We start from the raw sequence: 5497 nt of genomic DNA, 5'->3' as shown, positions 1-5497 counted from the left end.
TTTTGTGACGCTCAGGTCTTTGGGTCTGGGTGTTGCTAGTTTTTGTTTGGTCAGGTTTTTGTCTCTCTGGCTGAGATTGTGTTGAAAATTCTGCCGGCTGTATGGTTGGTGGGTTTTTGATAGGTTTTCATGGAGAGTTTGATCCTGGCTCAGGACGAACGCTGGCGGCGTGCTTAACACATGCAAGTCGAACGGAAAGGCCCAGCTTGCTGGGTACTCGAGTGGCGAACGGGTGAGTAACACGTGGGTGATCTGCCCCTGACTTTGGGATAAGCCTGGGAAACTGGGTCTAATACCGAATATTCATTTTTCCTCGCATGGGGATTTGTGGAAAGCTTTTGCGGTTGGGGATGGGCCCGCGGCCTATCAGCTTGTTGGTGGGGTAATGGCCTACCAAGGCGACGACGGGTAGCCGACCTGAGAGGGTGATCGGCCACACTGGGACTGAGACACGGCCCAGACTCCTACGGGAGGCAGCAGTGGGGAATATTGCACAATGGGCGCAAGCCTGATGCAGCGACGCCGCGTGAGGGATGACGGCCTTCGGGTTGTAAACCTCTTTCAGCTCCGACGAAGCGCAAGTGACGGTAGGAGCAGAAGAAGCACCGGCCAACTACGTGCCAGCAGCCGCGGTAATACGTAGGGTGCAAGCGTTGTCCGGAATTACTGGGCGTAAAGAGCTCGTAGGCGGTTTGTCGCGTCGTCTGTGAAATTCTGCAGCTTAACTGCAGGCGTGCAGGCGATACGGGCAGACTTGAGTACTACAGGGGAGACTGGAATTCCTGGTGTAGCGGTGAAATGCGCAGATATCAGGAGGAACACCGGTGGCGAAGGCGGGTCTCTGGGTAGTAACTGACGCTGAGGAGCGAAAGCGTGGGTAGCGAACAGGATTAGATACCCTGGTAGTCCACGCCGTAAACGGTGGGTACTAGGTGTGGGTTTCATTTCACGGAATCCGTGCCGTAGCTAACGCATTAAGTACCCCGCCTGGGGAGTACGGCCGCAAGGCTAAAACTCAAAGGAATTGACGGGGGCCCGCACAAGCGGCGGAGCATGTGGATTAATTCGATGCAACGCGAAGAACCTTACCTGGGTTTGACATACACCAGACGCAGTCAGAGATGGCTGTTCCCTTGTGGTTGGTGTACAGGTGGTGCATGGCTGTCGTCAGCTCGTGTCGTGAGATGTTGGGTTAAGTCCCGCAACGAGCGCAACCCTTGTCCTGTATTGCCAGCGGGTTATGCCGGGGACTTGCAGGAGACTGCCGGGGTCAACTCGGAGGAAGGTGGGGATGACGTCAAGTCATCATGCCCCTTATGTCCAGGGCTTCACACATGCTACAATGGCTGGTACAGAGGGCTGCGAGACCGTGAGGTGGAGCGAATCCCTTAAAGCCAGTCTCAGTTCGGATTGGGGTCTGCAACTCGACCCCATGAAGTCGGAGTCGCTAGTAATCGCAGATCAGCAACGCTGCGGTGAATACGTTCCCGGGCCTTGTACACACCGCCCGTCACGTCATGAAAGTCGGTAACACCCGAAGCCGGTGGCCTAACCCTTGTGGAGGGAGCTGTCGAAGGTGGGATCGGCGATTGGGACGAAGTCGTAACAAGGTAGCCGTACCGGAAGGTGCGGCTGGATCACCTCCTTTCTAAGGAGCATACAAACAACCGTGTTTCTGCACCCGATCGTGGTGCGGCACGAGTGTGTTCACGGGTGAAACATCAAACGAACTCAAAGCTTTACCGACTCATTCGGTTGTAGCTGGGTTGTCGCGGGCCGCGAGGCTGGCGCGTTTATCGCACACTATCGGGGTTCTGAGAGAACACACTGAGTTTTCTCTGTGCCCGTGATGCAGATTGTCTCGTTGATCGTCACTGTGATGGTGGCAGGAGAGAGAAGCGGTTACGGGTGTGTGTTGTTTGAGAAGTGCATAGTGGATGCGAGCATCTTTATTTTTGCAATGCATACAAGTTTTTTGGTTGTGTGTTTTGTCGAGTTTTTGTGTCTACATTCGTGTCTCGCGTGGATCGTGCTGTTGTGCGGTGTGTGTGGGGTGTGTTTGTAGGTGTTGTTGTAAGTGTTTTAGGGCGTTCGGTGGATGCCTTGGTACCAGGAGCCGATGAAGGACGTGGTAGGCCGCGATAGTCCTCGGGGAGTTGTCAAACGAGCTGTGATCCGAGGGTGTCCGAATGGGGAAACCCAGCACGAGTGATGTCGTGTTACCACCAGCTGAATGTATAGGCTGTGTGGGGGGAACGTGGGGAAGTGAAACATCTCAGTACCCATAGGAAGAGAAAACAATTGTGATTCCGTGAGTAGTGGCGAGCGAAAGCGGAGGAGGCTAAACCATGCGCATGTGATACTGGGTAGGGGTTGTGTGTGTGGTGTTGTGGGGTTCATCTTCTCCGATCTACCTGTCGGGGCGTGAGTGATAAATGCTGCATGTTAGGTGAAGTGGCCTGGAATGGTCTGCCGTAGACGGTGAGAGTCCGGTAGCTGAAAACGTGTGGTCTTGCGTGATGGGTGCCCAAGTAGCAGCGGGCTCGTGGAATCTGCTGTGAATCTGCCGGGACCACCCGGTAAGCCTGAATACTTCCTGGTGACCGATAGCGGACAAGTACCGTGAGGGAAAGGTGAAAAGTACCCCGGGAGGGGAGTGAAATAGTGCCTGAAACCGGACGCTTACAATCCGTCAGAGCCTGTGAATCATTTGGTTGATTGTGGGTGATGGCGTGCCTTTTGAAGAATGAGCCTGCGAGTTAGTGCTCGGTGGCAAGGTTAACCCGTGTGGGGTAGCCGTAGCGAAAGCGAGTCTGAATAGGGCGTGGAGTCGCCGGGTCTAGACCCGAAGCGGAGTGATCTACCCATGGCCAGGGTGAAGCGTCGGTAAGACGTCGTGGAGGCCCGAACCCACTTCAGTTGAAAATGGAGGGGATGAGTTGTGGGTAGGGGTGAAAGGCCAATCAAACTCCGTGATAGCTGGTTCTCCCCGAAATGCATTTAGGTGCAGCGTTCTGTGTTTCTTACCGGAGGTAGAGCTACTGGATGGCCGATGGGCCCTACTAGGTTACTGACGTCAGCCAAACTCCGAATGCCGGTAAGTGAGAGCAGGGCAGTGAGACTGCGGGCGATAAGGTTCGTAGTCGAGAGGGAAACAGCCCAGATCGCCGGCTAAGGCCCCTAAGCGTGTACTAAGTGGAAAAGGATGTGGGGTCGCGAAGACAACCAGGAGGTTGGCTTAGAAGCAGCCACCCTTGAAAGAGTGCGTAATAGCTCACTGGTCAAGTGATCCTGCGCCGACAATGTAGCGGGGCTCAAGTACACCGCCGAAGCCGCGGCACTCACATAAGCCCGCCCATGATCTACGGGTTGTGGGCTAGGTGTGTGGGTGGGTAGGGGAGCGTCCTGCATCCGTGGAAGCGCCCGTGTGAACGAGGTGTGGAGGGTGTGGGAGTGAGAATGCAGGCATGAGTAGCGAAAGCAGAGTGAGAAACTCTGCCGCCGAATGACCAAGGGTTCCTGGGCCAGGCTAATCCGCCCAGGGTGAGTCGGGACCTAAGGCGAGGCCGACAGGCGTAGTCGATGGACAACGGGTTGATATTCCCGTACCCGTGTATCCGCGCCCATGCTGAATCAGTTGTACTAACTGTCCAGATCCCCCAGGAGTGCCTTCGGGCGCCGGGTGGGGTGATGCACAGGACCTTGGCTGGTAGTAGGCAAGCGATGGGGTGACGCAGGAAGGTAGTGGTGCCAGGCGATGGTTGTCCTGGTGTAAGCCTGTAGGACGAAACATAGGTAAATCCGTGTTTCATTGAGTCTGAGAGGTGATGCGTAACCGTTGTGGTGAAGTCCATGATCCTATGCTGCCGAGAAAAGCCTCTAGTGAGTTGGTACACGGCCCGTACCCCAAACCAACACAGGTGGTCAGGTAGAGAATACTAAGGCGATCGAGAGAACTGTGGTTAAGGAACTCGGCAAAATGCCCCCGTAACTTCGGGAGAAGGGGGACCCATACTGGTGGCCGGATTTACTCCGTGAGCTGGTGTGGGTCGCAGAGACCAGAGAGAAGCGACTGTTTACTAAAAACACAGGTCCGTGCGAAGTCGTAAGACGATGTATACGGACTGACGCCTGCCCGGTGCTGGAAGGTTAAGAGGACCGGTTAGTTCCCTTCGGGGGGCGAAGCTGAGAATTTAAGCCCCAGTAAACGGCGGTGGTAACTATAACCATCCTAAGGTAGCGAAATTCCTTGTCGGGTAAGTTCCGACCTGCACGAATGGCGTAACGACTTCTCTGCTGTCTCAACCACAGACTCGGCGAAATTGCAGTACGAGTAAAGATGCTCGTTACGCGCGGCAGGACGAAAAGACCCCGGGACCTTCACTATAGCTTGGTATTGGTGTTCGGTTCGGTTTGTGTAGGATAGGTGGGAGACTGTGAAGTGGGCACGCCAGTGTTCATGGAGTCATTGTTGAAATACCACTCTGATCGTATTGGACTTCTAACCTCGGACCCTGATCGGGTTCAGGGACAGTGCCTGGTGGGTAGTTTAACTGGGGCGGTTGCCTCCTAAAATGTAACGGAGGCGCCCAAAGGTTCCCTCAGCCTGGTTGGCAATCAGGTGTTGAGTGTAAGTGCACAAGGGAGCTTGACTGTGAGACGTACATGTCGAGCAGGGACGAAAGTCGGGACTAGTGATCCGGCACCAACGTGTGGAAGTGGTGTCGCTCAACGGATAAAAGGTACCCCGGGGATAACAGGCTGATCTTCCCCAAGAGTCCATATCGACGGGATGGTTTGGCACCTCGATGTCGGCTCGTCGCATCCTGGGGCTGGAGTAGGTCCCAAGGGTTGGGCTGTTCGCCCATTAAAGCGGCACGCGAGCTGGGTTTAGAACGTCGTGAGACAGTTCGGTCTCTATCCGCCGCGCGCGTTAGAAACTTGAGGAAACCTGTCCCTAGTACGAGAGGACCGGGACGGACGAACCTCTGGTGTGCCAGTTGTTCCGCCAGGAGCACTGCTGGTTAGCTACGTTCGGAAGGGATAACCGCTGAAAGCATCTAAGCGGGAAGCCTGTTCCAAGATGAGGTTTCTCACCCTCTTGAAGGGTTAAGGCCCCCTACAGACCATGGGGTTGATAGGCCAGAACTGTACGCCTAGTAATAGGTTTAGGTGACTGGTACTAATCGGCCGAGGACTTACCAACAACACCCAACACATCAACTTGTAGTAAAGGTGTGTTCGCATCCACTATGACACTTCTGAAACAACACACGCAATTGCTCAACAAAGAGCGCATCCCGTGTGGATGTTGTTTCATATTGTTTCGGCGGCTATAGCGGTGGGGAAACGCCCGGTCCCATTCCGAACCCGGAAGCTAAGCCCACCAGCGCCAATGGTACTGCACTCTAATCGGTGTGGGAGAGTAGGACACCGCCGAGCACAACATTCCAGTAATGCCCCGCACCCCTCAAGGTGCGGGGCATTACTGCATTCA

The 5497-nt window shown here is 55.0% G+C and carries 3 rRNA genes; all 3 read left to right on the top strand.

The window, feature by feature from the left end:
• Positions 1-126: 126 nt before the first annotated feature.
• Positions 127-1648: ribosomal RNA gene (locus tag A5766_RS13450) — 16S ribosomal RNA — on the top strand.
• Between the two features lie 423 nt (positions 1649-2071).
• Positions 2072-5206: ribosomal RNA gene (locus tag A5766_RS13445) — 23S ribosomal RNA — on the top strand.
• Between the two features lie 119 nt (positions 5207-5325).
• Positions 5326-5442, top strand: a 5S ribosomal RNA gene (gene rrf, locus A5766_RS13440).
• Together the 16S, 23S and 5S rRNA genes form the textbook arrangement of a ribosomal RNA operon.
• The last annotated feature ends 55 nt before the right edge of the window (positions 5443-5497 follow it).

Source organism: Gordonia sp. 852002-51296_SCH5728562-b (genome assembly GCF_001665475.1).
Lineage (GTDB): Bacteria > Actinomycetota > Actinomycetes > Mycobacteriales > Mycobacteriaceae > Gordonia > Gordonia sputi.
Note: the sequence above shows the minus strand (reverse complement) of the source record. Positions and strands in the feature narration are given on the sequence as shown.